Origin of the sequence: Nocardioides hankookensis (assembly GCF_042658885.1) — a bacterium.
GTDB lineage: Bacteria > Actinomycetota > Actinomycetes > Propionibacteriales > Nocardioidaceae > Nocardioides > Nocardioides hankookensis.
Genome location: NZ_JBHSRJ010000005.1, coordinates 407,370 through 431,621 on the forward strand (window position 1 = coordinate 407,370; position 24,252 = coordinate 431,621).

The following is a 24,252-nucleotide window of genomic DNA, read 5'->3' on the forward strand; positions in this document are numbered from 1 at the left end:
ATGAGGAGCAGCCCGGCGCGCCGGAGAGCACCTCTGGTGCTCGTGCTCGTCGGGCTGCTCGCCGTCGTCCCGGGGGCCCATGCCCTCGCCCCCGGGGCGGCGGTCATGCGGGTCAGCTCGGACTCGATGGCGCCCACGCTCACCCGCGGCGACCACGTGGTGGTCCTCCCCGTCGAGGAGCCGCACCGCGGCGACCTGGTCGTCTTCGACGACCCCGGCGGCTGGCGGGAGGCCGTCGAGCGGATCGCCGGCCCCGCCGACTCGGTGTTCGTGAAGCGGGTGATCGGGCTCCCCGGCGACCACGTCGTCTGCTGCGACCCGTCCGGCCGGGTGGAGGTCGACGGACGGCCGCTGGAGGAGCCGTACGTCGTGCCGTCCCGCTCGCGCACCCTGCTGGCCTTCGACGTCACCGTCGGCCCCGCCGAGCTGTGGGTGCTGGGCGACAACCGGGACGCCTCCGTCGACTCCCGCTACCTCACTGCGACGCCCGGTCGGGGGATGGTCGCGCTCGAGGACGTGCGCGGCACGGTGCGCTGGTCGTTCTGAGCCGCGGTGTTCCTAGTCCCGCGGCAGGGGTTGGGCGTGCTCGGTGTGCTGCCGGGCCTGGCCGGCGACCACCAGGGCGAGGCTGACGACCCGAGCCCCGAGGCAGTAGCCGGTGAGGTCGGGGCTGCGGACGACGTACTCCTCCTGGATCAGGTGCTTGAGGATCCGGTACGTCGTGGCGCGCGGCAGGCCGAGCCGGGTGCCGATCTCGGTCGCCGTGACGCCCGGTCCGGCGGCGGCGATCGCTCCCATGATCTCGAGGGCGTGGTTGACCGCCTGCGGCTGTCGGCCGCGGAACGGCCGGTCGACCTCGGGGGTCATCGTCCCGCTCCCGCGTAGACGTCGGTCGCGACGGTCTCGTCGTGGACCCGGAAGTCGGCCGGGCCGAGGCCGCGGCGCCGGGCGATCGCGGACCAGACGGCTGCCACGGCCACCAGCCCCGTGAGGGTCAGCAGCGAGACGACCTCGCCGTCGCGGTGCTCGTACCAGATGGTCAGCACGACGGCGACGGAGATGGCGGCGACGCCGAGGCGGGCGACGACGACCGCCCCGGTGAACGTCTCGTCGATGCGCCGCAGGAACGGTGGGATCGCGGCGCAGGTCACGGCGTACATCAGGAAGAACCCGATGTCCGAGGCGCTGACCAGCAGGTGCTCCACCTCGCGGATGTCCGAGGAGAAGACCGTCCAGACCAGGGCGGGACCGACCACGAGGACGCCGGTCAGCACCAGCGCTGGGATCGGCGTGCGCAGGCTGGGGTGGGTGCGCCCGAAGCGACGGGGGAGGAGCCCTGAGCGCGCGCAGCTGAAGACCAGCCGGGCGAGGCTCGCCCAGACGGCGAGCACGCAGCCGAGGTTGCACAGCAGCCGCATCAGTCTGGTCAGCTGGTCGACGTGGTCGTGGGTCCCCGACGGCAGCCAGAACGCCGTCGACCCGCCGGAGCCGCGCGGCAGCTCGGCGCCGGTCGGCGTCACGACCAGCACCGCGACCAGGCTGAGGCCGGTCATCATCAGCAGTGCCGTCGAGGTCGCGCGGGGGACGTACTTGAAGGGTTGGGCCGTCTCTGCGCCCAGGGACGCCGCGGACTTGAAGCAGAAGAAGATGCTGAACATCGACAGCGTCCCCCGCAGGATCCGCTCGGGGTCGGCCCCCTCGAGGCTCAGCGCCGAGGTGCCGATGCCGCCGCGCTCGACGGCCGCGGCGACCAGGAGCCCGACCAGCACCAGGAGGGTGAACGCCTCGACGCTGAGGGTGATCCGCCCGGCCCGGCGTACGCCGATGCTCATCACCAGGAGGCAGACGAGGGCGAAGCCGGCGATGACCAGGACGTAGGTCCACTGCCCGAACTCGTCCCCGGACGCCCGGTCGTGGGTCATCCGCGAGGTGAACACCGCCGACTGCGCGAGGGCCCAGCCGGCCAGCGTGCTGTAGCTCAGGAACATCGAGACCGCGACGACGAGTGCGCCGAAGCCGCCGAGTCCCTGGGCAGCGAAGCTGAAGAGCGACCCCGATGCCGCCACCCGCGTGGAGAACTGGCACACGCAGGCGTTGACCAGGGCGAGGACCGTGCCGGCGAGCAGCACCGAGACCCAGGCGCCCGGACCGACCACCCGTGACAGCAGCGCCGGGGTCGACAACGCCATCGCCGCCGGCATCGCTCCCGCGAGCGACTGCGCCAGGACGGAACCGAAGGGCAGGCTGCGGCGCTCCAGACCGTCGAGACGGTTGCGGTCGCGCAGCACCAGACCGCGGCGCGGGCTCGCGCCGCGGCTCGGGCCCGAGGTCGTGTCCGCCACGCCGGAACCGTAGATCGCGCCGGTTTCGACGGTGTTTCGGTGAGCGGGACCGGCTATCCGGCGGGCTGGTCCGGGGCGTCCTCGGCGGCATCGGGCGCCTCGCCCTCGGTGTCCGGGTGCCGGCGGCGGTGCCGCAGCTCCACCCACAGGCCGCGTACGCCCCGCCGCGAGCCGGCCACCTCGGTGCCGCCGAGCTCGGTGCCCGGCTGGTTGACGGCCTGGATGGCGGCGGCGGTGATCGGCAGCACGCCCTCGCCGCGGTAGGCCTCGGGCTCGGTCTCGTCCTCGGGGACCAGGCCGAGCGCCGCGAGCGTCGACGGCAGCAGCACCTGCACCAGCGAGCGGTAGCCGCTCGCCGACGGGTGGAACTGGTCCGGCCCGAAGAGCACCGCGGGCGCCGCGGCGAACTCCGGGCCGAGGATCGACCCGAGCGACACCGTCCGGCCGCCCTCCTCGACGACCGCGATCGTCTGGGCGGCGGCGATCCGGCGCGACCAGGCGCGGGCGACCTGCCTGAGCGGCGGCATGATCGGCTTGATGGTCCCGAGGTCCGGGCAGGTGCCGACCACCACCGCGACGTCGGCCTCGCGCAGCCGGCGCACCGACTCGACGAGGTGGCGCACGGACGCGGCGGGCAGCACGGTGTGGGTCACGTCGTTGGCGCCGATCAGGATCACGGCCACGTCGGGCCGGGTCGGCAGCGCCTTGTCGACCTGGGCGCTCAGGTCGGACGACATCGCGCCGACGACGGCGAAGTCGCGCAGGTGCACGCGTCGGTCGCCGCGCTCGGCGACCCCGCTGGCGAGGACGGCGCCGGGAGTCTCCTCGACCCGCGCCACGCCGTAGCCGGCCGCGCTGGAGTCGCCCAGCAGGACGACCTTGATCGCGGGGCCGGGCCGGCCCCGGCCGTACCACCCGGACGGGTCGGGTGGGTCGCCCTCGGCGTTGCCGATGGTGCGTCGGGCGACGCCGGCCTCGAGCCGCAGGACGCCGTACAGGCTGGCGCCGAGCACGGACAGGCCACCCCCGCCGTACGCCGCGGCGGAGGCCAGCTTGCGTGCGGCTCCGGCTTTACCCACACCCTCACCCTACGGAGCCCTACCCCCGGGTACGCACGGGGTTTCGGCGGTTGTGACGACCGCCTCTAGATTGGCTGCATGCAGTACGTCAACTCGCTTCTGGACCTGATCGGCAACACCCCGCTGCTCAGGCTGTCCACGTCCATGGGCTCCCTCGAGGGCGCATCAGGACCGATCGTCCTGGCCAAGGTGGAGTACCTGAACCCCGGCGGCTCCGTGAAGGACCGCATCGCGACCCGGATGATCGAGGCCGCCGAGGCGTCCGGCGAGCTCCAGCCGGGCGGCACGATCGTCGAGCCGACGTCGGGCAACACCGGCGTCGGGCTGGCGATGGTGGCCCAGGCGAAGGGCTACAAGTGCGTCTTCGTCTGCCCCGACAAGGTCAGCGAGGACAAGCGCAACGTGCTCAAGGCGTACGGCGCCGAGGTGGTCGTCTGCCCGACCGCCGTCGAGCCCGAGCACCCCGACTCCTACTACAACGTCTCCGACCGGCTCGCGTCGCAGCCGGGCGCCTGGAAACCCGACCAGTACTCCAACCCGCACAACCCGCGCTCGCACTACGAGACCACCGGTCCGGAGATCTGGGCGCAGACCGAAGGCAAGATCACGCACTTCGTCGCGGGTGTCGGCACCGGTGGCACGATCAGCGGCACCGGCCGCTACCTCAAGGAGCAGAACCCCGACGTGAAGGTGGTCGGCGCCGACCCCGCCGGCTCGGTCTACTCCGGCGGCTCCGGCCGCCCGTACCTCGTCGAGGGTGTCGGTGAGGACTTCTGGCCCGACGCCTACGACCGCGACGTCGCGGACCGGATCATCGAGGTCTCCGACGCCGACTCGTTCGCGACCACCCGTCGGCTCGCGCGCGAGGAGGCGCTGCTCGTCGGCGGCTCGTCCGGCATGGCGGCGTACGCCGCGATCCAGCTCGCGCACGAGCTCGAGGGCACGCCCGAGGGTGAGAACGCCGTGATCGTCGTGCTGCTCCCCGACTCCGGCCGCGGCTACCTCACCAAGGTCTTCAACGACGACTGGCTGGGCCAGTACGGCTTCCCGGTCGACGGCGTCGAGCGCGAGGTGCAGAGCGTGGGGGAGGTGCTGCGCGGCAAGGACGGGCGGCTGCCCGACCTCGTGCACACGCACCCCGGCGAGACGATCGCCGAGGCGGTCGCGATCCTCCAGGAGTACAACGTCTCGCAGATGCCCGTGGTGCGCGCCGAGCCGCCGGTCGTGGCCGCCGAGGTCGTCGGGTCCGTGTCGGAGCGGGCGCTGCTCGACCTGCTCTTCACCGGTACGGCGCGGCTCACGGACAGCGTCAGCGAGCACATGTCGCCGCCGCTGCCCTCGATCGGCTCCACCGAGCCCGCGTCGGAGGCCGTCGGTGCGCTCGAGGGCGCCGACGCGCTGCTCGTCCACGAGGACGGCAAGCCGGTCGGCGTCGTCACCCGTCACGACCTGCTGGGGTACCTGGCGCGGGGCTGAGGGCGGGAGTTTCATCGGCTGACCGACAAAACTCACGCTTGGACGACAAACTTTCATCGTCCAAGCACGAGTTTCATCGGTCGACCGATGAAACTCCCTCGCAGTGGCTGCGCCTATAGTGGTGAGAACACGTTCTAGTTTCCGAGCGAGTCCTCAGGAGTGCGGATGACGGCGACCCCGGCGATCGACGGCTGGTTCACGACCGGCCCGGACCCGACGCTGCTCGGGTCACGCTGCACGACCTGCGGGTCGGTCTTCTTCCCGCCGACGAGCGGCTTCTGCGCCAACCCGGCCTGCGCCGGCGAGGAGTTCGAGGAGACCGCGCTCTCGCGTCGCGGGACCGTGTGGTCCTACACGGACGCGCAGTACCAGCCGCCCGCGCCGTACGTCGCGCCCGACCCGTTCGTGCCGTTCGCCCTGGCCGCGGTCGAGCTGACCGAGGGGCTCGTCGTGCTCGGCCAGGTCGCCCAGGGCTACGGCGTCGCCGACCTGCACGTCGGCGCCGAGGTCGAGCTCGTGGTCGAGCCGGAGCACGCGTCCGAGCAGCTGATCTGGCGCTGGAAGCCCGTCACCGAGATGGGCGAGGAGGCCGACCAGTGAGCCGCAACGACGTCGCCGTCGCGGGTGTCGGCATGCACCCGTGGGGCAAGTGGGGCAAGAACTTCGTCGACTACGGCGTGCACGCGTCGCGGGCCGCGCTCGCCGACTCCGGCATCGCGTGGCAGGACGTCGACCTCATCGTCGGCGGCGAGACGGTCCGCAACGGCTACGGCGGCTACGTCGCCGGCGCGACCTTCGCCCAGGCGCTCGGCTGGAACGGCGCGAAGGTCGCGACGTCGTACGCCGCCTGCGCCACCGGCGCCCAGGCCCTCGACACCGCCCGTGCCCGCATCCTCGCCGGGATGTCCGAGGTCGCGCTGGTCGTCGGCGCCGACACCACCCCGAAGGGGTTCCTCGCGCCCAACGCGGGCGAGCGCTGGACCGACCCGGACTGGCTGCGCTTCCGCCTGCTCGGCATGACCAACCCGGCGTACTTCGCGCTCTACGCGCGGCGTCGGATGGACCTCTACGGCGCCACCGCCGAGGACTTCGCCGCGGTGAAGGTCAAGAACGCCAAGCACGGCCTGGAGAACCCGAACGCGCGCTACCGCAAGGAGGTCAGCGTCGACGACGTTCTGACCAGCGCCGTCGTCTCCGACCCGCTGCACCTGCTCGACATCTGCGCGACCTCCGACGGCGCGGCCGCGGTGGTGCTCTGCTCGGTGGAGTACGCCGCGAAGCACGGCCTCGGCGGGGGTGTGAGGATCAACGCGATCTCCACCGTCACGCCGACCTTCCCGCAGACCGTGATCGACATGCCGCTGCTCTCGACCGACGCCACCAACGCGGTGTCCGCACCCGAGCAGACGTTCAAGGAGTCGATCGGCCAGGCGGCGTACGACGAGGCCGGTGTCGACCCCGCCGACGTCTCGCTCGCGGAGGTCTACGACCTCTCGACCGCGCTCGAGCTGGACTGGATCGAGGACCTCCAGCTCTGCAAGCGTGGCGAGGCCGAGTCGCTGCTGCGCGCGGGGGACACCACCATCGGTGGCCGGATCCCGATCAACCCGTCGGGCGGGCTCGCCTGCTTCGGCGAGGCCGTGCCGGCCCAGGCGCTCGCGCAGGTCTGCGAGGTCACCTGGCAGCTGCGCGGCCAGGCGACCGGCCGCCAGGTCGAGGACGCCCGCGTCGGCATCACCGCCAACCAGGGCCTCTTCGGCCACGGCTCCTCGGTCATCCTCAGCGTCTGACACCCACGCGGGCTGGTGGTTTCGAGGCTCGCTCCGCTCGCACCTCAACCACCGGGTCCGCTCGCTCCGCTCGCACCTCAACCACCGACCCGGTGGTTGAGGTGCGAAGGCCGCTAGGCCTGAGCCTCGAAACCACCCGCCCGAAAGAGACCTGGGCCACTCCGGCGGGCCCCTTCGTGACCCCCGGTGACGGGGCCTCCCACGCCCCGTTGCAGACTTTGAGAAAAGTTTCACAAGCGTTCGGGTAGGACCTTTGGCCCGTTCCGGGGGACCCCTGGCCCGGGCGTTCGGAGCACAGTTTTTTCCTACGGTTGGCGCGTCGCAGTCACTCTGGGTTGGAGACCACGTGGACAGCATTCTCGACATCGCTCGGTGGCAGTTCGGCATCACGACCGTCTACCACTTCTTCTTCGTGCCCCTCACGATCGGGCTGACGCTGCTCGTCGCCGTGATGGAGACGCTGTGGCTGCGCACCAGGAGCCCGGAGTGGCTCCGGCTCACGAAGTTCTTCGGCAAGCTGATGCTGATCAACTTCGCGATCGGCGTCGTGACCGGGATCGTGCAGGAGTTCCAGTTCGGGATGAACTGGTCCGACTACTCCCGCTTCGTCGGTGACGTCTTCGGGGCGCCGCTCGCGGTCGAGGCGCTGCTGGCCTTCTTCCTGGAGTCGACCTTCCTCGGGCTCTGGATCTTCGGCTGGGACAAGCTGCCGCGTGGCCTGCACGCCGGGTGCATGTGGATCGTCCACGTCGGCACTCTTGCGAGCAGCTGGTTCATCCTGTCGGCGAACAGCTGGATGCAGCACCCGGTCGGCTACAAGTACAACCCGGACACCGGTCGGGCCGAGCTCACCGACTTCGCGGCGGTGATGTTCAACAAGGTCCAGCTGGTCACCTTCCCGCACGTGATCCTGGCGGCGTACATGACCGCGGCCGCGTTCGTGCTCGGCGTCTCCGCGTGGCTCTACGTCTCGAAGAAGCACCAGGCCGACCGGGCGATGTACCGGATGGGCATCCGGCTCGGTGCCTGGGTGGTGCTCGTCGCCGGCCTCGGCGTCGCGGTCACCGGCGACTTCCAGGGCAAGGTGATGACCGAGGTGCAGCCGATGAAGATGGCGGCGGCCGAGGCGCTCTACGACACCGAGGACTCCTGCGCGCCCTTCTCGATCTTCACGATCGGTACGCCGGACGGGACGTCCGAGAAGTTCGCGATCACCGTGCCCTGCCTGCTCTCCTTCCTCGCCACCGGCAGCTTCGACGGCAAGGTCGAGGGCATCAACGACCTGCGCGCGCAGTACCAGGAGAAGTACGGCCAGGACCCGGGCGCTCGCTACTACGACCCGTCCGGCAGCTACACGCCGATCATCCCGGTGACCTACTGGACCTTCCGCTACATGATCGGGCTCGGCATGGCCGGCGCCTTCTTCGCGGCGCTCATCCTCTTCCTGACGCGCAAGGGCCGGGCACCCACCTCGAAGTGGTTCGGCCGGATGGCGGTCGCGACCCCGATCCTGGTGCTGCTGGCCAACTCGGCCGGCTGGATCTTCACCGAGATGGGCCGGCAGCCGTGGGTGGTCTTCGGCCTGATGACCACGGCCCACGGTGACTCGCCGGGGGTCAGCACGACCGAGGCCTGGATCTCGCTCGTCACCCTGACGCTGCTGTACGGCGGGCTCGCGGTGATCGAGGTCGGCCTGATCCTGCGGACCATCCGCACGGGCGCCGACGCCTATCAGGAGCCACCGAACCCGACGCTCGGCGGCAGTGACGACGAAGACCGCCCGCTGGCGTTCGCCTACTGAGCATCCCGACAAGCTCGATAACCGAAAGATTCTGTGCGATGGAACTCACGACCGTCTGGTTCATCCTGATCGCCGTCCTCTGGATCGGCTACTTCACCCTCGAGGGCTTCGACTTCGGCGTCGGCATGCTGCTCCCGGTGCTCGCCCGCGACGACCGCGAGCGGCGTCAGATGATCAACACGATCGGACCGGTCTGGGACGGCAACGAGGTCTGGGTGCTGACCGCCGGCGGCGCGACCTTCGCGGCGTTCCCGGAGTGGTACGCGACCCTCTTCAGCGGGTTCTACCTGCCCCTGCTGCTGATCCTGGTCGCGCTGATCGTCCGCGGGCTGGCCTTCGAGTACCGGCACCAGCGGCCCGAGGCCGCCTGGCACTCGTGGTGGGACCGCGCGATCATCGTCGGCTCCTACGTGCCTGCGTTCCTGTGGGGCGTGGCCTTCGCCAATATCGTGCGCGGGGTGCCGATCGACGAGAGCAAGGACTTCACCGGCACGATCTTCACGCTGCTCAACCCGGTCGGCCTGCTCGGCGGGCTGGTGACGCTCTTCCTCTTCCTCACCCACGGCGCGATGTTCGTGGCGTTGAAGACCGACGGCGACATCCGCCACCGGGCTCGCGCACTCTCCATCAAGCTGGGTCTCGTCGCCGCTGTGGTGGCGGTCGCCTTCCTGGTCTGGGCGCAGGTCCACACGGGCAACGGCTGGTCGGCGCTCCTCTTCGTCGTCGCGGCGCTCGCGCTGGTGGCCGGCATCGCCACGGCGTACGCCGGTCGCGAGGGCTGGGGCTTCATCGGCACGTTCGTGTGCATCGCGCTGGCGGTCGCCGGCCTCTTCGTCGCGCTCTTCCCCGACGTGATGCCGTCGAGCACCGACCCGGCGTTCTCGCTGAACACCACCAATGCGGCGGCGACCCACTACACCCTCACGGTGATGACCGTGGTCGCGGCGATCTTCACGCCGATCGTGCTCTGCTACCAGGCCTGGACCTACTGGATCTTCCGCAAGCGGATCTCGATCCACCACATCCCGGAGGCCGAGCTCGAGGGCATCCACTAGTGCGACCCACCGATCCCGCCGTACGCCGGCAGCTCGCGCCCGCGCGGCGCGAGCTCGCCGTCGTGCTGGTCGCCGGGGGAGTGGGCAGCCTGCTCCTCGTCGGCCAGGCCTGGGCGGTCACCGAGCTCATCCTCGCCACGCTCGACGACGGGGCCGTGTGGCCCTGGGCCCTCGTGGTGGCCGGCGTCTTCGCTGCCCGGGCGGCGATCGGGTGGACGACCGACACGATGGCGGCGCGGGCGGCCGCGGTCGTCGGCTCCGACGTACGCCGCCGCGTCGTCGGCGCGATCCTGCGTGACGGCGGCGCGGGCCGGTCGACCGGCGAGCTCGCGACCCTGGCGACGCGCGGTGCGACGGCCGCCGAGCCCTACCTGACCCGCTACGTCCCGGCCCTGGTGCTCGCGGGCGTGCTGCCGGTCGTGACCCTGGTGGCGATCGCGACCCAGGACCCGATGAGCGCGCTGATCGTGCTGCTCACGCTGCCGCTGATCCCGGTGTTCGGGATCCTGGTCGGGCTGGCCACCCGCGACCGCGCGCGCCTGCAGTGGCGTGCGCTCGAGTCGCTGTCGGGGCACTTCCTCGACGTGATGCGCGGGCTGCCCACGCTGGTGGCGTTCCGGCGTGCCGAGGCGCAGTCGGCCACGATCCGCTCGATCACCGAGCGCTACCGGCGACGCACCGTGCACACGCTCCAGATCGCGTTCGCCTCGTCGGCGGTGCTCGAGCTGGTGGCGACGCTGTCGGTCGCGCTGGTCGCGGTCACGGTCGGCATCCGGCTCTCGCACGGCGACCTCGACCTCGAGACCGCGCTGGTGGTCCTGCTGCTGGCGCCGGAGGCCTACTGGCCGCTGCGCCGGGTCGGTGCCGAGTTCCACGCCGCCGCCGAGGGGGTGGCGACCTTCGAGGCCGCCAGCGAGCTCGTCGACGCCGAGGACCCGACACCGCACCGGCGGCCCGGGTCGATGCGGCTCGAGCACGTGTCGGTGCTGCACCCCGGCCGTGCCGTACCCGCCTTCGACGACGTGAGCCTGGCCGTCCCGGATCGCGGCGTGCTGGCGGTCACCGGCCCGTCCGGCTGCGGCAAGTCGACGCTGCTGGCCATCCTGGCCGGGCTCCTGGAGCCCGCGTCCGGCACCGTCCACGGCCCCACCCGTGACCGGATCGCCTGGCTGCCGCAGCGGCCGGTCTTCGTGCGCGGCACGGTCGCGGACAACCTGCGCCTCGCCATACCGGATGCCGACGACGACCGGCTCCGGTCGGCGCTTGCGGCCGTCGCCCTGCCGGTCGGGCTCGACGCGGTGCTCGGCGAGGACGGCACGACGCTGTCGGCGGGCGAGCGGGCCCGGCTCGCGCTGGCGCGGGTGGTGCTCGCGGACCGCCCGTACGTGCTGCTCGACGAGCCGACCGCCCACCTGGATGTCGACACCGAGCGGGTCATCGTCGAGACCGTCCGCGAGCTCGGCCGGCGCTCCGCCGTCGTGGTCGTCGCGCACCGTCCGGCCCTGGTCGCGGTGGCCGACCGGGTCGTGACGCTCCCGGTGCCGACAGCCGTGCTGCCGGTGCGGGCCGCGTCGGTCGCCGCCCGCCCGTCACCTCCGGAGGAGCCGGCAGTCGAACGCCGGCACGGACTCCTGCTCCCCACCGTGCTCGGCGGTCTTGCGTCCGCCTCCGGCGTCGCCCTCACGGCGACCGCCGGCTGGCTGATCGTCAAAGCGTCGTACCAGCCGGCGATCCTGACCCTGCTCGTCGCGATCGTGGCGGTCCGGGCCTTCGGCATCGCGCGGCCGGTGCTGCGGTACGCCGAGCGGCTCCGCTCCCACGACGTCGTGCTCCGGATGCTGGCTGACCGGCGGGTCGCTGTCTACGACGCGGTCGTGCCGCTCACGCCGGGTGCACTCGGTCGCCGGCGCGGCGACGTGCTGGCGACGGTCGTCGACGACGTGGACGCGGTGCTGGACCGCGAGCTGCGGGTGCGGATGCCGGTGCGCGGGTTCGTGATCACGGCCGCCATCGCGGCCGTCGTCACGGCGTTCGCGGCGCCCGTCGTGGTACCCGTGCTGCTCGGGCTGTGCGCGTCGGCAGCGGCGGCCTACGCCCTGGCGCGCACCGGTGCGGCCCGCGCCGAGCGCGCCGCCGTCGACGCCCGCGCTGCCCTGTCCGACGCGGTCGTCGAGGCGACCCAGACCGCCGGCGAGCTGGCGATGTGGCAGGCAGAGGGACGCACCCTCGACGCCGTCTCTGAGCTGGGCGGTCAGCTCGGACGCCGTACCGTCGCGGCCGCGACCTGGCTCGCCAGCGGCCGCGCCCTGGTGCTGACCTGCTCGGGCCTGGCGGTCGCCGCGTCGGCGCTGCTGCTGCCCGGGGTCGTCGGCGGGCCGATGCTGGCCCTCCTCGTGCTGCTGCCGCTCGCCCTCGGCGAGGTCGCCTCGTCGCTGGCCGACGCAGGCGCGCTGGCCGCCCGCACCCGGGCGGCCGAGGACCGGCTCGCCGCTCTCGCCGATAGCCCGCCGGCGGTGACCTCGCCGGTCGCGCCGGTGGTGCCCGTCGGCGCCGACCTGGCGCTCGACGGGGTCAGCGCCGCGTGGGACGACCGGGTCGTGCTCGACTCGCTGTCACTGTCGCTGGCCCCCGGTGACCGGGTGGCGGTCGTCGGCCCGACCGGGTCGGGCAAGAGCACGCTCGCCGCGCTGCTGCTGCGGTTCGTCGACCCGGTGCGCGGCACCGTCCGGCTCGGCGGCCGGCCGCTGCCCGAGGTCGCCCTCGACGACGTACGCCGTACCGTCGGGCTCGTCGACGACGACCCGCACGTCTTCGCCACCACCCTGGTCGAGAACGTGCGTCTCGCCCGGCCCGCCGCCAGCGACGCCGAGGTCGACGCCGCACTGCGGCAGGCCCGCCTCGGTGCGTGGCTGGACTCGCTGCCCGACGGCCTCGACAGCTGGCTCGGCGACGGTCACGCGCAGGTCTCCGGCGGCGAGCGGGCCCGGATCGCCATCGCGCGCTCGCTGCTGGCCGACCAGCCGGTGCTGGTGCTCGACGAGCCGGCCGCCCACCTCGACGGCGCCACCGCGGACGAGCTGGCCGCCGAGGTCCTCGACGGCGACCGCTCCCGCACGGTCGTCTGGATCACCCACGCCGACGCCGGTCTCGACCGCGTCGACCGGGTGCTCAGCCTGGGTTGAGGTCGCGCACGTCCACGACGACGCGCGTGGGATCGGTCAGGGTGAAGACGCGGAACGCCCGCCTCGCGCCGGTCAGACCGATGAAGGCGCCCTGCTCGCCCTCGAACACGCCGCCGGGAGCGACCTCGGCGATCCCGCCGACGCCGGGCACGCGGGTGGTGTCGTCGCCGTACGCCGCGATGCCGGTGTCGGAGGGCTGGCCGACGCCACGCAGGACGACCGAGAGGAACGTCGTCCCCTGGAGGGCGACGGGCTCGCCGGAGCCCTCGTAGACGGGGCGGTCGACGTACTCCACCCGCCAGCCTGGTGTCCCCGAGCCGCCGAGCTCGAGGACGACGCGGTCGTAGCCGTCCTCGTGCGAGGCGCGGACGTCGGTCAGCCCGAGCCCGTTGCCCGAGCCCTGACCGCCGTCGTCCGCCCGGAGCCCGGCCCCGAACGGGGGCGTGGCCCATCCGTGTGGATAGCGGGGAAGATCTGATTCACCCTGTGCACCAGACCTTCCCCGCTCTTCGCTGACGGCCACCCGCCAGTCGAACGCACCGCCCTGCCACGGCTTTCCGGGGATTCGAGGCGGGTGTGGCGGCCCTCCTCAACCACGGGTGTCGACGTGAGACCGCCGTACCCGCATAGCAAGCCTGTCGGCCGCCGAGCCGAGCGAACCAGCAAGCCGCGCACATCGCCCTGCCTCGACGGAGCGAGCCTCTAGTCTCCCGGAATGTCCTACGTGCTGGTGGAGCGCCCGGACCCGGCCGTCGCCGTGGTCACCCTGAACCGTCCCGAGCGGATGAACGCCATGTCGTACGACGTGATGGTGCCCTTCCGCGACGCGCTGCTCGAGCTGGGCCGGGACAACGCGGTGCGTGCCGTGGTCGTGACCGGGGCCGGCGCGGGGTTCTGCTCCGGCGCCGACCAGGAGTCGGCGGGGGTGCCGCCGGGCGTCGCGGGGCTGACCCGGCCGACGTACGCCCTGCGCGCCATGGAGGTGCTGGAGGACGTCGTGCTCACGATCCGGCGGCTGCACCAGCCGGTCATCGCCGCCGTCAACGGGGCCGCGATCGGTGGCGGGCTCTGCCTCGCGCTGGCGTGCGACCTCCGGGTCGCCGCCCCGGCGGCGTACTTCCGCGCGGCCGGGATCAACAACGGCCTCACCGCCAGCGAGCTCGGGCTGTCCTTCCTCCTGCCGCGAGCGGTCGGCTCCACCCGGGCCGCCGACATCATGCTCACCGGCCGCGACGTCACCGCCGAGGAGGCGGAGCGGATCGGTCTCGTCTCGTCGGTCGCGACCGACGTGGTCGGCGCCGCGGTCGAGATGGGGCAGCGGATCGCCGGCTTCTCCCAGCCCGGCATCGAGCTCACCAAGAGGTCGCTGCACGCCGGGCAGTCCGCGACCTCGATGGAGACCTACCTGTCGTCCGAGGGGATCGGCCAGCTCTACCTGCGGATGCTCACCGGGAACTTCGAGGAGGCGACGCTGGCTCGCAAGGAGGGCCGGGCACCGCGGTTCACCGACGACCGTCGAGCGCCATGAGGACGAGGGGCGAGATCTTGCCGAGGAACTCGGGCCGCGCCTCGCCGATCACCCGCCAGCCCCGGTGCTCGTAGACCCGCAGCGCGCGGTCGTGCACGGGCACGACGTCGAGCACCGGGATCCTCCCGGTCGACCGGATCCAGTCGACCGCGGTGTCGATCAGGCGACCGCCGACCCCGGTGCCGATCACGTCGAGGGCGACGAAGAGGACGGCCAGCTCGGCGAGGTCGTCGCGGCCCGCGCCGCGGACGAAGTCGTCGCGCAGCGGACCACCGAGCTCGTAGACCGCGACGTGGCCGACGACCCGGTCGTCGACCTCGGCGACCCAGGCCCGCTCCTCGCCGGGACGCACCAGGAAGTCCTCGACCGGGATGGGCAGCGGCCAGCGGATCGGGTACTGCGAGGACGGCTGCTGCTCGACGAGGACCTCGACGAGCGCCGGCAGGTCGTCGGGACGACGCTCCCGGACGAGCACCGTCACTCGAACTCCCCGTCGACGTACACCCAGCGTCCGGCGCGCTGCTCGAAGCGGCTGCGCTCGTGCTGCTCACCCGCCGCGCCGCCGACCTCGTACGACGCCACGAACTCGACCCAGTCGTCCGCCGCGGCGACGATGGTCAGCCCGGTCCAGGTCCGCCCGGGGTCGGGGGAGAGGTCGTCGGGGCGGGTCCGCGGGTGCCAGGTGCGGAAGACGTAGTCGCTGTCGCCCACGGCGTACGCCGCGTAGCGCGAGCGCATCAGCTCCTCCGGCGTCTCCGCGAGCGCCGCGCCGCGGTGGAGCCGCCCGCAGCAGGCGTCGTACGTCGCGCCGCTGCCGCACGGACAGGGCTGCTGGAGTGGTGGCACGGTCACAGAGTAGTAACCGGAGACGGGTCCCGCTTCTTGCCTGCCGGGCGTAGCGTGATCGCGTGACTTCCGCACCCACCATCGCAACGGTCGGCCAGCTCCGCGAGTCCGGCCACGTCCAGAAGCACTTGCGCCAGGAGATCCGCGACAACCTGCTCGAGGCCCTCCGCGAGGGCCGCGACCCGTGGCCGGGGCTGCACGGCTTCGAGGACACCGTCATCCCGCAGCTCGAGCGCGCGCTGATCGCCGGTCACGACATCGTGCTGCTCGGCGAGCGCGGCCAGGGCAAGACCCGCCTGCTGCGCACCATGGTCGGGCTGCTCGACGAGTGGACGCCGGTGATCTCCGGCTCCGAGCTCGGCGAGCACCCCTACGACCCGATCACGCATGCCTCCCAGGCCGCCGCTGCGACGTACGGCGACGACCTGCGCGTCTCGTGGAAGCACCGCGACGAGCGGTACGCCGAGAAGCTGGCCACCCCCGACACGTCGGTCGCCGACCTGATCGGCGACGTCGACCCGATGAAGGTGGCCGAGGGCCGGTCGCTCGGCGACCCCGAGACGATCCACTTCGGGCTGATCCCGCGCAGCCACCGCGGCATCGTCGCGATCAACGAGCTGCCCGACCTGGCGGAGCGGATCCAGGTCGCGATGCTCAACGTGATGGAGGAGCGCGACATCCAGATCCGTGGCTACGTGCTGCGGCTGCCGCTCGACGTGCTGGTCGTCGCGAGCGCCAACCCCGAGGACTACACCAACCGCGGCCGGATCATCACCCCGCTGAAGGACCGCTTCGGCGCCGAGATCCGCACGCACTACCCGACCGTGCTCGAGGACGAGGTGGCCGTGATCCGGCAGGAGGCCGACCTGGTCGCCGACGTCCCGGACTACCTCGTCGAGATCCTCGCCCGCTTCACCCGCAACCTGCGCGAGTCGACCTCGGTCGACCAGCGCTCCGGTGTCTCTGCGCGCTTCTCGATCGCCGGTGCGGAGACGATCGCGGCGGCCGCGCTGCACCGGGCGACCGTGCAGGGCGAGCCCGAGGCGGTCGCCCGGGTGGTCGACCTCGAGACCGCGGTCGACGTGCTCGGCGGCAAGATCGAGTTCGAGAGCGGCGAGGAGGGCCGGGAGGCCGAGGTGCTCACCCACCTCCTCCGCACCGCCACCGCCGAGACCGTCCGCCACCACTTCCGCGGCATCGACTTCGCGCTGCTGGTCGACGCGATCGAGTCCGGCGCGATGGTCACCACCGGCGAGCAGGTCACCGCCCGCGACTTCCTCACCGGCCTGCCGGTGCTGGGCGAGTCCGAGCTGTACGACGACGTGTGCGACCGGCTCGGCGCGACCAACGACGGCGCCCGGGCCGGTGCCATCGAGCTCGCGCTCGAAGGCCTCTACCTGGCCCGCAAGATCGGCAAGGACACCGACGGATCCGAGACGGTCTATGGCTGACGTCCACGTCGACGTCCGGGTCGCCGCCGGCTCCAGGGCCGGCGACCTGACCCCGACGTACGTCATCCCGCACCCGTGGACCGACGGCGGGATCGCCGTCGAGGGCGGCGGCACCGGAGCGCACCTGCTGCTGACCGCGGTCGCCTGCTGCGTCCTCAACGACGTCTTCCGCGAGGCGGAGCCGGGCATCCCGGTCGACGGGGTGCTGGTCGGCGCCAGCGGCGACTTCGACTCGGCGACCTGGTCGACGACCGCGATCGACTACGACGTCTCGGTCGACTCGTCCGAGGCCGGCGACGTGATCGCCCGCCTGCTGGAGACCGTGGACATCGTCGCGGAGATCCCGCGCGTCGTGCGGGGCGAGGTCACGGTGAGCCGACGATGAAGGACCGCACCCGCTTCAAGAGGTACGACGGTGGCGACCCGCTCGCCGCACCGGTCGACCTGAGCGAGGCGCTGGACGCGATCGGCGAGGACGTGATGGCGGGCTACTCGCCCGAGCGCGCGATGCGGGAGTTCCTGCGCCGCGGCGGCCGCGACCAGAGCGGCCTCGACGACCTGGCCCGTCGGGTCGCGGAGCGGCGCCGCGAGCTGACCCAGCGGCACAACCTCGACGGCACCCTCCAGGAGGTCCGCGAGCTGCTCGACAAGGCCGTGCTCGAGGAACGCAAGCAGCTCGCCCGCGACGCGATGATGGACGACGGCGACCGGGCGCTGCGCGAGATGCAGCTGGAGAACCTGTCTCCCAACACGTCCGCCGCGGTGAGCGAGCTCGCGTCGTACGACTGGCAGAGCAGCGAGGCCCGCGAGGCCTACGAGCAGATCAAGGACCTGCTCGGCCGCGAGCTGCTGGACCAGCGCTTCGCCGGCATGAAGCAGGCGCTCGAGAACGCGACCGACGAGGACCGCGCCGCCGTCAACGAGATGCTGGGCGACCTCAACGACCTGCTCGAGAAGCACCGCATGGGGGAGGACACCCCGGAGGACTTCCAGCAGTTCATGGACAAGCACGGCGACTACTTCCCGGAGAACCCGCAGGACATCGACGAGCTGCTCGAGTCCCTTGCCCAGCGCTCTGCGGCCGCGCAGCGGATGCTCAACTCGATGTCGGCCGAGCAGCGCCAGGAGCTGATGGAGCTCTCGGCCGGGGCTTTCGGCTCACCCGAGCTGATGAACGCGCTCGGCCGGCTCGACGACAACCTCCAGTCGCTGCGCCCCGACCTCGACTGGGGCGGCTCGGAGCAGATGGGCGGCGAGGAGGGCCTCGGCCTCGGCGACGGCACCGGCGTCTTCCAGGACCTCGCCGACCTCGACCAGCTCGCCGACCAGCTCTCGCAGGGGTACGGCGGCGCGCGGATGGACGACCTCGACCTCGACAAGCTCGCCCGCCAGCTCGGCGACCAGGCCGCCGTCGACGCCCGGATCCTGCAGCAGCTCGAGAAGGCGCTGCGCGACTCCGGCACCCTCAAGCGCGGCTCCGACGGCCAGCTGCGGCTCACCCCGAAGGCGATGCGCCAGCTCGGCAAGGCGCTGCTGCGCGACGTCGCGGAGCGGATGTCCGGACGCCAGGGCAACCGTGAGCTCCAGCGGGCGGGTGCTGCCGGTGACCTGTCCGGGGCGACCCGCCAGTGGGCGTTCGGCGACACCGAGCCGTGGCACGTGCCGCGCACGATGCTCAACGGCGTGCTCCGTCGTGCGGGGGACCCGACCGGGCCTCGGCTGTCGATCGAAGACATCGAGGTCCAGGAGACCGAGGCCCGCACGCAGGCCTGCGTCGCCCTGCTCGTCGACACGTCGTTCTCGATGGCGATGGACGGGCGCTGGGTGCCGATGAAGCGCACCGCGCTCGCGCTGCACACGCTGATCAAGTCGCGCTTCCGCGGCGACGACCTCCAGCTGATCGCCTTCGGGCGGCACGCCGAGGTGATGGACATCGAGCAGCTCACCGCGCTCGACGCGATGTGGGACAAGGGCACCAACCTGCACCACGCACTGCTGCTCGCCAACCGCCACTTCCGCAAGCAGCCGAACGCCCAGCCGGTGCTGCTGATCGTCACCGACGGCGAGCCGACCTCGCACCTCGAGCCCGACGGCGAGGTCTACTTCTCCTACCCGCCGCACCCGCTGACGGTGGCGTACGCCGTGCGCGAGCTCGACAACGCCATGCGGCTCGGCGCGCAGACGACGTTCTTCCGGCTCGGCGAGGACCCCGGCCTGGCCCGCTTCATCGAGCAGATGGCGGACCGCGTCGAGGGTCGCGTCGTCGCCCCGGAGCTCGACGACCTGGGTGCCGCCGTCGTCGGCTCCTACCTCGGCTCGCGCAAGGGTGGCAGCCGTGGCGGGTCCTACGAGGACGGGCCCTACCGCTCGGGCGGGTACGGCGGGTGGTTCGGCGGCGGTGGTCGCGGCTTCTGGGTGGGGGACTAGGCCGACCCCAGCATCCGTACCCGGTGGTCGAGGAGGGCCGCCAGGCCCGTCTCGAAACCCCGGCAGCGAGTGAAGCGGGTCCGCCTCAAGGCTGGTCGTCCCAGCCCATCGACCACGAGGGGCTGCCGGTCTCGCCGACCTCGTCGTCATCGTCGCTGTCGTCCACGTAGGAGCGCAGTGCCACGGGGTCGTAGTCGTCGCGGACCTCGAATCCCCAGTCGCGGAGCTGATCTGCGCTCGGCAGGACGTCGTCGAAGATGCCGGCGACCCGACCATCGGGGTGCCGCAGGCCCTCGACCTTGACGTCGCGCAACATCGCGTTGGCCGTCGCCCGATCCAGTCCCGTGGCCCGGCAGAAGTCGTCGATCATCAGCAGACCGCGGCCCACCAGCAGTGGCTTGTGCGCGCCTTCGGCCTCCATGTCGCCAGTGTGTCATCGACGCCGTGCCACGCTGATCCCATGAGCCGTGAGTCCATCGCCGAGATCGCCCTCGTCCTCGCCGACGTCGTGGAGCTGGGACAGACCCTCGACGACAGCGACCAGACCAACGCCCGGATCCTCGAGCTCGAGGTCGGTCGGGTGCTCGAGCACGGCGCCATCACGATCACGGAGACCGGGGACGGTCAGGTCGAGGTGAACCCGTCGCTGCTCGTCTCCGGCGCCAGTCGGCTGGTCGTCGCGGTCCTGGGCGCAGCGGCCGAGCGCGGCGTCGACCCGGCCGAGCTGCTGACGCGGGCGAAGGAGACGCTCAGGAGTTAGTCACTCGTGACGCCCGGGTCGCCACTCGTTGACGGGCCGGCGCTCCCAGTTGCCGCACGGCTTGGTCGACGTACGACGGACGCCCGCGCAGTCCGGCATCTCGTCGGGCTCGGAGAGCTCGTCGGTCATCAGGTCACGGATGAGCAGGCGGCGCTCCATGCGGTAGCCGTTGCGGGTGACGTGGCAGTCGCAGTAGACGCGGATGCGGGTCAGTCGTGCCTCGAGGGCGCTCGCGGTGGGGGACTTCACGTCGCGGAACCACTGCGACCACAGCAGGGTGCCGTCGCAGCCGACCTCCTCGACCCGGCGCGAGACGAAGCAGGCCAGGCACTCGTAGAGCCCCGGCTCGCTGCCGGGGTCGGCGATCATCTTCAGGTAGAGCTCGGCCTCGTCGGCCACCGACATCTCGGGCATGGCAGATGTCTACCCGCGACCGCCGACACCGGGGCTCCAGCGAGGGGTCAGCGCGGGTGCAGGATCGCGGCCAGCTCCTCGACGCCGTCGACGAGCCGGGTGCCGGGCCGGGCCCAGGCGGCGTTGGCGTCGACGGCGTGCACCGGCACCCCGGCGGGCAGCACGCCGGAGCCGACCAGCTCGTCCGCCAGCCGCTGGGCGCCGGGCCGGTCGTAGCCGCACGGCGCGCAGACGATGACGTCTGGCGCCGCCTCGTGCACCGACTCCCACGGGACCCGCTCCGACCTCGCGCCGGGCTTGCCCAGGAGGGCCTCACCGCCGGCGGCCGTGATCATCTCGGGCACCCAGTGGCCCGGCGCGTACGGCGGGTCGGTCCACTCGAGCAGCATCACCCGCGGCCGCGGCCGGCCGTCGACCCGGGACCGCACGGCGGCCAGCCGGTCGCGGAGACCGGCCACCAGGCCGGCGGCCTCGGGCTCGTGGCCGGTGGCCCGGCCGAGCACGACGATGGAGTCCAGGACCTCGTCGAGGGTGTGCGGGTCGATGGTCAGCACCTCGGCCCGGCAACCCAGGTAGGCCAGCGCGTCGTCCACGACCGAGACGTCGACCGCGCAGACGGCACACAGGTCCTGGGTGACGACCAGGTCGGCGTCCAGCTCGGCGAGTGCGTCGGCGGACAGGTGGTAGAGGTCCTCGCCACGCGACATCGCGCCCACGACGTACGCGTCGATCTCGGCGGGCGTCAGTCCCTCCGGCATCGCCGAGGTCGACACGACCCGCCGGCTCCGGGCCTCGGCGGGGAAGTCGCACTCGAAGGTCACGCCGACGACGTCGTCCCCGGCGCCGATGGCGAAGAGGATCTCCGTCGTGGAGGGGAGCAGGGAGACGATGCGCACCCCTCCACGATAGGAGCCGTCAGGCGACGGTCTTCAGCGCCAGCTTGGTCATCGAGATCGACGCGGGGATCGAGGGCGCCGTGGCGTCCATCGACATGGCGCCCGTGTAGACGATGAACTTGCCCTGGCGGGCGAAGAGCGAGTTGAAGACCGACGTCGAGGTCACGCCGGCCATCGTGCAGGTCGACTTCGTCTGGTAGCCCCAGCGCTCGTTGCCGAGGTTGAACTTGATCTTCTTCATCGAGCTCTTGCACTTCATGCCGCCGGTGCCGCCACCCCCGGTGCCGCCGCCGGCACCGCCGGGGCAGTCCTTCGAGTACGACGCGTAGCCGTGCAGGTACGCGATCGCGGCCTTCGTCGACGGGAACTTCATCGCGGTCGCGAAGACGCTCGGCCGGGCGCCCGTGATCAGGTAGGCGTCGGGGTCGCCGGAGGTGTAGTCGGGGGAGTACGACGCCGTGCGCTGGCTGGCGCCCTTGATCGGCTTGCCGGTCTTGCACTTCTTGCCCGGGCCGAGGACCTTGGCGGCCGACTCGTTCGCCGTCCCACCCTCGAGGTGCGGGTAGATCTTGGCGACGGCGCCGATGGACGGGACCTGCGCGGTCGCGGCCGCGGTGGCGGACGAGGAGACGGCAGGGACGATCAGGGCGGGGGCGACGAGCGCGATCAGCGCCCGGTTCAGCCAGCGGCGGTGCATGGGTCTTCTCCTTGGTTGGTGACCAGTGGTGTGGCCTCGTGTTCTGGATGTGGGAGCACGGTGTCGCGGACCACTTGAGGTCGACTGGGAGCCGACTGGGGGTCTCGATACGCTCGCTGCGCTCGCCACTCGACCACCGAGGAAAAGTTGAACGACGTCTCCGCGACCGTGCTGGTCCTGCTCGGCCTCGCTGGGCTGGCCGCCGGCTTCGTCGACGCCGTCGTCGGCGGGGGCGGGCTGATCCAGCTGCCGGCGCTGCTGCTCGGCATGCCGAGCGCCGCCCCCGTGCAGGTGCTGGCGACCAACAAGCTGGCCTCGATCTGCGGCACGTCCGTCAGCAGCGCGACGTACTACCGCCGGGTGCGACCGGACCCGCGGACGTTCCTGCCACTCATGGCGTTCGCGTTCGCCGGGTCGATCGCGGGCGCACTGGTCGCCAGCCAGATCCCGCGCGACGCGTTCGAGCCGATCGTGCTGGTGGCGCTGGTCCTGGTCGGCGGCTGGGTGCTCTTCCGGCCGACGCTCGGTGAGTCCACCGCGCTGCGCTTCTCCGGCCACCGGCACACGGTCGCGGCGATGGCCACCGGCCTGGTCATCGGCTTCTACGACGGGGCGCTCGGCCCGGGCACCGGCAGCTTCTTCGTGATCACGCTCGTCGGCCTGCTCGGCTACAGCTTCCTCGAGGCGTCCGCCAAGGCCCGGCTGGCCAACTGGGCCACCAACCTGGCTGCGCTCTGCGTCTTCGTGCCCCAGGGCGCGGTGGTGTGGAAGGTCGGCCTGGTGATGGGAGTCTGCAACCTCGTCGGCGGGTACGTCGGGGCGCGGACCGCCGTCGCCCGCGGCACGGCGTTCGTCCGCCTGTTCTTCATCGTCGTGGTCGCGGCGTTCATCGTCCGGATCGGCGGCGAGGTATTCGGGTTCTGGTCCTGACCGTGCATCGCTAGCCTCACCCCATGAGCGTTCTCGTCGACGTCGCAGACGTCCCGGCCCGGCTCGCGGAGTTCGACCGCGGCTACCTGCTCACCTCCCGTGACGGCCTGGTCAAGGCGGTCTCGGTCCGGGCGGTGCCCGAGGACGAGGGACTGCGAATCACCACGCCGGGCCGCGGATCGGTCGCCAACGTCGGCGCCAACCCCAACGTCACGCTGGTCTTCCCGCCGCTCGAGGACCCGGGCATGTCGCTGCTCGTCGACGGCACCGGCACCGTCGACGGCGAGGACGTCCTCGTCGCGCCCACCGGCGCCGTCCTGCACAAGCCGGTCGCATGAGCATCGCGCCCTACTGGGTCAGCGCCTTCCTCGACTTCGGCCCCGGCGATCTCGACCGCGGCATCGCGTTCTGGCGCGACGTCACCGGGTTCGAGGTCTCCGCGCCGCGCGGCGAGACCGACCAGTTCGCGACGCTCGTGCCGCCCGACGGCGACGACTACCTGCGCGTCCAGCACCTCGACGACGGCCCCGGACGCATCCACCTCGACCTGCACGTCGAGCAGCCGACGATCGCCGCCGAGGCCGCGGTCGAGCTGGGTGGGCACGTGCTGGTGCGGCACGAGGCGGGGTACGTCGTGCTGCGCTCGCCCGGTGGCCTGGTCTTCTGCTTCGTCGGCCACCCCGCCGCACGCCGACCGGCGGCCGCCACGTGGCCCGACGGGCACCGCTCCCAGGTCGACCAGGTCTGCCTGGACGTCCCGCCCTCGTCGTACGACGTGGAGGTGGCCTTCTGGCGCGGCCTCACCGGCTGGGACCTGACCGAGGTCGACGAGCGCGAGTTCGAGCGGCTCCAGCCGCCCGACTCCCACCCGCTGCGCTGGTTGGTGCAACGGCTCGACCACGAGCAACTGGCGGTGACCGCACACCTCGACCTGGCCACCGACGACCGCGACGCCGAGGTCGCCCGCCACGTCGCGCTCGGTGCGACGGAGGTGGCCCGGCACGAGTGGTGGACGGTGCTCACCGACCCCGTCGGCACGACCTACTGCATCACCCGGAGGCCGCCGCGATGAGCTCCACGTCCAGCCAGGCCGCCGACGAGCGGACGACGATCCAGGGCTTCCTCGACCACCACCGCGACGTGCTCCGCGGCAGGTGCCGCGGGCTCTCCGCCGAGCAGCTCGACACCCCGCTCCCGCCCGCGTCGATGACCCTCGGCGGGATGCTCAAGCACCTGGCCTACGTCGAGAACTGGTGGAGCGTCGGAGTGCTCCGTGGCGAGGACCCCGGCGAGCCGTGGGCGTCCGTCGACTGGGCCGCGGACGGCGACTGGGACTGGCACTCCGCGGCCGACGACTCGCCCGAGGAGCTCTGGGCGCTCTACGAGGCCGAGGTCGCCCACGCCGACCGGATCTACGCCACGGTCGACCTCGACGACCTGGCCGAGCGGGCCAACCGGCGTACCGGTGAGCGCGCCAACGTGCGGTGGATCCTGATGCACCTGGTCGAGGAGTACGCGCGCCACAACGGCCACGCCGACCTGATCCGGGAGTCGATCGACGGGACGGTGGGCTAAGCC

At 72.2% G+C, this 24,252-nt stretch carries 26 protein-coding genes; 16 read left to right on the top strand and 10 right to left on the bottom strand.

The features are described 5' to 3' along the window. Positions 1-546: a signal peptidase I gene (gene lepB, locus ACFPYL_RS16505; protein ID WP_379156504.1), complete on the top strand. Its 546-nt coding sequence runs from the start codon at positions 1-3 to the stop codon at positions 544-546. Between the two features lie 12 nt (positions 547-558). Here the strand turns inward: lepB and ACFPYL_RS16510 are convergent, their stop codons facing one another. Genes ACFPYL_RS16510 through ACFPYL_RS16520 form a run of 3 tightly spaced genes read right to left on the bottom strand, consistent with a single transcriptional unit; the run spans position 559 to position 3,421 of the window. Next, positions 559-867, bottom strand: coding sequence for a helix-turn-helix domain-containing protein (locus tag ACFPYL_RS16510; RefSeq protein ID WP_379156507.1), 309 nt, complete (start codon positions 865-867; stop codon positions 559-561). After that, positions 864-2,342, bottom strand: coding sequence for an APC family permease (locus tag ACFPYL_RS16515; protein ID WP_379156510.1), 1,479 nt, complete (start codon positions 2,340-2,342; stop codon positions 864-866). Before ACFPYL_RS16515 ends, ACFPYL_RS16510 begins: the two co-directional genes overlap by 4 nt. Before the next feature lie 53 nt (positions 2,343-2,395). After that, entirely contained in the window at positions 2,396-3,421 is a 1,026-nt protein-coding gene (locus ACFPYL_RS16520; RefSeq protein WP_379156513.1) for an SGNH/GDSL hydrolase family protein, read from the bottom strand. 78 nt (positions 3,422-3,499) lie between these two features. Between ACFPYL_RS16520 and ACFPYL_RS16525 the strand changes: the two genes are divergently transcribed. The 6 genes from ACFPYL_RS16525 (at position 3,500) to cydD (ending at position 12,725) form a co-directional block, all read left to right on the top strand. Continuing rightward, a complete protein-coding gene (locus tag ACFPYL_RS16525; RefSeq protein ID WP_379156516.1) occupies positions 3,500-4,897 on the top strand; it encodes a cystathionine beta-synthase in 1,398 nt (465 codons plus the stop codon). Positions 4,898-5,062: 165 nt separating this feature from the next. After that, on the top strand, positions 5,063-5,497 hold the full coding sequence (locus ACFPYL_RS16530; protein WP_379156519.1) for a Zn-ribbon domain-containing OB-fold protein: 435 nt from the start codon (positions 5,063-5,065) through the stop codon (positions 5,495-5,497). Beyond that, the gene (locus ACFPYL_RS16535; RefSeq protein WP_379156522.1) at positions 5,494-6,687 is read left to right on the top strand and encodes a lipid-transfer protein; all 1,194 of its coding nucleotides are present in this window, start codon (positions 5,494-5,496) and stop codon (positions 6,685-6,687) included. Before ACFPYL_RS16530 ends, ACFPYL_RS16535 begins: the two co-directional genes overlap by 4 nt. A gap of 346 nt (positions 6,688-7,033) precedes the next feature. Beyond that, positions 7,034-8,488: a cytochrome ubiquinol oxidase subunit I gene (locus ACFPYL_RS16540; protein ID WP_379156525.1), complete on the top strand. Its 1,455-nt coding sequence runs from the start codon at positions 7,034-7,036 to the stop codon at positions 8,486-8,488. Positions 8,489-8,526: 38 nt separating this feature from the next. Next, positions 8,527-9,543 (top strand): cytochrome d ubiquinol oxidase subunit II, encoded by a 1,017-nt coding sequence (gene cydB / locus ACFPYL_RS16545; protein ID WP_379156528.1) that lies wholly within the window; start codon positions 8,527-8,529, stop codon positions 9,541-9,543. Then, positions 9,543-12,725 carry a thiol reductant ABC exporter subunit CydD gene (gene cydD, locus ACFPYL_RS16550; protein WP_379156531.1) on the top strand — a complete coding sequence of 1,061 codons (3,183 nt, stop codon included), beginning with the start codon at positions 9,543-9,545 and terminating at the stop codon, positions 12,723-12,725. Before cydB ends, cydD begins: the two co-directional genes overlap by 1 nt. Here cydD and ACFPYL_RS16555 read toward each other — a convergent pair. Then, positions 12,712-13,248 (bottom strand): AMIN-like domain-containing (lipo)protein, encoded by a 537-nt coding sequence (locus ACFPYL_RS16555; protein WP_379156534.1) that lies wholly within the window; start codon positions 13,246-13,248, stop codon positions 12,712-12,714. The genes cydD and ACFPYL_RS16555 overlap by 14 nt on opposite strands. A gap of 192 nt (positions 13,249-13,440) precedes the next feature. On the opposite strand from ACFPYL_RS16555, the gene ACFPYL_RS16560 reads away from it, so the two are divergent. Continuing rightward, positions 13,441-14,253, top strand: coding sequence for an enoyl-CoA hydratase (locus ACFPYL_RS16560; protein ID WP_379156536.1), 813 nt, complete (start codon positions 13,441-13,443; stop codon positions 14,251-14,253). On the opposite strand, the gene ACFPYL_RS16565 is transcribed toward ACFPYL_RS16560, so the two are convergent. Continuing rightward, positions 14,228-14,734: a GNAT family N-acetyltransferase gene (locus ACFPYL_RS16565; protein WP_379156539.1), complete on the bottom strand. Its 507-nt coding sequence runs from the start codon at positions 14,732-14,734 to the stop codon at positions 14,228-14,230. The genes ACFPYL_RS16560 and ACFPYL_RS16565 overlap by 26 nt on opposite strands. Then, positions 14,731-15,099 (bottom strand): YchJ family protein, encoded by a 369-nt coding sequence (locus tag ACFPYL_RS16570; RefSeq protein ID WP_379156542.1) that lies wholly within the window; start codon positions 15,097-15,099, stop codon positions 14,731-14,733. Before ACFPYL_RS16570 ends, ACFPYL_RS16565 begins: the two co-directional genes overlap by 4 nt. 62 nt (positions 15,100-15,161) lie before the next feature. Here ACFPYL_RS16570 and ACFPYL_RS16575 point away from each other — a divergent pair, with 62 nt between their 5' ends. From ACFPYL_RS16575 to ACFPYL_RS16585, 3 genes are read left to right on the top strand one after another with little or no spacing between them, the layout of a single operon-like run. Continuing rightward, on the top strand, positions 15,162-16,550 hold the full coding sequence (locus ACFPYL_RS16575) for a magnesium chelatase (protein ID WP_379156545.1): 1,389 nt from the start codon (positions 15,162-15,164) through the stop codon (positions 16,548-16,550). Then, positions 16,543-16,935 carry an OsmC family peroxiredoxin gene (locus tag ACFPYL_RS16580; protein WP_379156548.1) on the top strand — a complete coding sequence of 131 codons (393 nt, stop codon included), beginning with the start codon at positions 16,543-16,545 and terminating at the stop codon, positions 16,933-16,935. The genes ACFPYL_RS16575 and ACFPYL_RS16580 overlap by 8 nt, the downstream gene beginning before the upstream one ends. Next, positions 16,932-18,977 (top strand): VWA domain-containing protein, encoded by a 2,046-nt coding sequence (locus ACFPYL_RS16585; RefSeq protein ID WP_379156551.1) that lies wholly within the window; start codon positions 16,932-16,934, stop codon positions 18,975-18,977. The genes ACFPYL_RS16580 and ACFPYL_RS16585 overlap by 4 nt, the downstream gene beginning before the upstream one ends. An 85-nt stretch (positions 18,978-19,062) precedes the next feature. Here ACFPYL_RS16585 and ACFPYL_RS16590 read toward each other — a convergent pair whose 3' ends face one another. Then, the gene (locus ACFPYL_RS16590; protein ID WP_379156553.1) at positions 19,063-19,398 is read right to left on the bottom strand and encodes a hypothetical protein; all 336 of its coding nucleotides are present in this window, start codon (positions 19,396-19,398) and stop codon (positions 19,063-19,065) included. A gap of 39 nt (positions 19,399-19,437) precedes the next feature. Here ACFPYL_RS16590 and ACFPYL_RS16595 point away from each other — a divergent pair, with 39 nt between their 5' ends. Next, positions 19,438-19,737, top strand: a complete 300-nt coding sequence (locus ACFPYL_RS16595; protein ID WP_379156556.1) for a hypothetical protein — start codon at positions 19,438-19,440, stop codon at positions 19,735-19,737. On the opposite strand, the gene ACFPYL_RS16600 is transcribed toward ACFPYL_RS16595, so the two are convergent. From ACFPYL_RS16600 to ACFPYL_RS16610, 3 genes are read right to left on the bottom strand one after another with little or no spacing between them, the layout of a single operon-like run. Continuing rightward, complete coding sequence (locus ACFPYL_RS16600) at positions 19,738-20,151, bottom strand: DUF2695 domain-containing protein (RefSeq protein WP_379156559.1); 414 nt, start codon at positions 20,149-20,151, stop codon at positions 19,738-19,740. 47 nt (positions 20,152-20,198) lie between these two features. Continuing rightward, positions 20,199-21,047, bottom strand: coding sequence for a cobalamin-binding protein (locus ACFPYL_RS16605; protein ID WP_379156562.1), 849 nt, complete (start codon positions 21,045-21,047; stop codon positions 20,199-20,201). Positions 21,048-21,066: 19 nt separating this feature from the next. Next, positions 21,067-21,744, bottom strand: coding sequence for a hypothetical protein (locus tag ACFPYL_RS16610; protein WP_379156564.1), 678 nt, complete (start codon positions 21,742-21,744; stop codon positions 21,067-21,069). Between the two features lie 147 nt (positions 21,745-21,891). Here ACFPYL_RS16610 and ACFPYL_RS16615 point away from each other — a divergent pair, with 147 nt between their 5' ends. Genes ACFPYL_RS16615 through ACFPYL_RS16630 form a run of 4 tightly spaced genes read left to right on the top strand, consistent with a single transcriptional unit; the run spans position 21,892 to position 24,249 of the window. Next, positions 21,892-22,674, top strand: a complete 783-nt coding sequence (locus ACFPYL_RS16615) for a sulfite exporter TauE/SafE family protein (RefSeq protein WP_379156567.1) — start codon at positions 21,892-21,894, stop codon at positions 22,672-22,674. A gap of 23 nt (positions 22,675-22,697) precedes the next feature. Then, positions 22,698-23,012, top strand: a complete 315-nt coding sequence (locus ACFPYL_RS16620) for a pyridoxamine 5'-phosphate oxidase (protein WP_379156570.1) — start codon at positions 22,698-22,700, stop codon at positions 23,010-23,012. Beyond that, on the top strand, positions 23,009-23,746 hold the full coding sequence (locus tag ACFPYL_RS16625) for a VOC family protein (protein WP_379156573.1): 738 nt from the start codon (positions 23,009-23,011) through the stop codon (positions 23,744-23,746). The genes ACFPYL_RS16620 and ACFPYL_RS16625 overlap by 4 nt, the downstream gene beginning before the upstream one ends. Further along, positions 23,743-24,249, top strand: a complete 507-nt coding sequence (locus ACFPYL_RS16630; RefSeq protein ID WP_379156576.1) for a DinB family protein — start codon at positions 23,743-23,745, stop codon at positions 24,247-24,249. The genes ACFPYL_RS16625 and ACFPYL_RS16630 overlap by 4 nt, the downstream gene beginning before the upstream one ends. Positions 24,250-24,252 lie beyond the last annotated feature (3 nt).

Excerpts from the sequence above, each read along its gene's own strand:
- ACFPYL_RS16590 (WP_379156553.1), bottom strand. The coding sequence starts at position 19,398 with ATGGAGGCCGAAGGCGCGCACAAGCCACTGCTGGTGGGCCGCGGTCTG.
- ACFPYL_RS16595 (WP_379156556.1), top strand. The coding sequence starts at position 19,438 with ATGAGCCGTGAGTCCATCGCCGAGATCGCCCTCGTCCTCGCCGACGTC.
- ACFPYL_RS16610 (WP_379156564.1), bottom strand. The coding sequence starts at position 21,744 with ATGCACCGCCGCTGGCTGAACCGGGCGCTGATCGCGCTCGTCGCCCCC.
- ACFPYL_RS16620 (WP_379156570.1), top strand. The coding sequence starts at position 22,698 with ATGAGCGTTCTCGTCGACGTCGCAGACGTCCCGGCCCGGCTCGCGGAG.
- lepB (WP_379156504.1), top strand. The coding sequence starts at position 1 with ATGAGGAGCAGCCCGGCGCGCCGGAGAGCACCTCTGGTGCTCGTGCTC.
- ACFPYL_RS16530 (WP_379156519.1), top strand. The coding sequence starts at position 5,063 with ATGACGGCGACCCCGGCGATCGACGGCTGGTTCACGACCGGCCCGGAC.
- ACFPYL_RS16630 (WP_379156576.1), top strand. The coding sequence starts at position 23,743 with ATGAGCTCCACGTCCAGCCAGGCCGCCGACGAGCGGACGACGATCCAG.
- ACFPYL_RS16580 (WP_379156548.1), top strand. The coding sequence starts at position 16,543 with ATGGCTGACGTCCACGTCGACGTCCGGGTCGCCGCCGGCTCCAGGGCC.
- ACFPYL_RS16585 (WP_379156551.1), top strand. The coding sequence starts at position 16,932 with ATGAAGGACCGCACCCGCTTCAAGAGGTACGACGGTGGCGACCCGCTC.
- ACFPYL_RS16510 (WP_379156507.1), bottom strand. The coding sequence starts at position 867 with ATGACCCCCGAGGTCGACCGGCCGTTCCGCGGCCGACAGCCGCAGGCG.
- ACFPYL_RS16525 (WP_379156516.1), top strand. The coding sequence starts at position 3,500 with ATGCAGTACGTCAACTCGCTTCTGGACCTGATCGGCAACACCCCGCTG.
- ACFPYL_RS16600 (WP_379156559.1), bottom strand. The coding sequence starts at position 20,151 with ATGCCCGAGATGTCGGTGGCCGACGAGGCCGAGCTCTACCTGAAGATG.
- ACFPYL_RS16625 (WP_379156573.1), top strand. The coding sequence starts at position 23,009 with ATGAGCATCGCGCCCTACTGGGTCAGCGCCTTCCTCGACTTCGGCCCC.
- ACFPYL_RS16560 (WP_379156536.1), top strand. The coding sequence starts at position 13,441 with ATGTCCTACGTGCTGGTGGAGCGCCCGGACCCGGCCGTCGCCGTGGTC.
- cydB (WP_379156528.1), top strand. The coding sequence starts at position 8,527 with ATGGAACTCACGACCGTCTGGTTCATCCTGATCGCCGTCCTCTGGATC.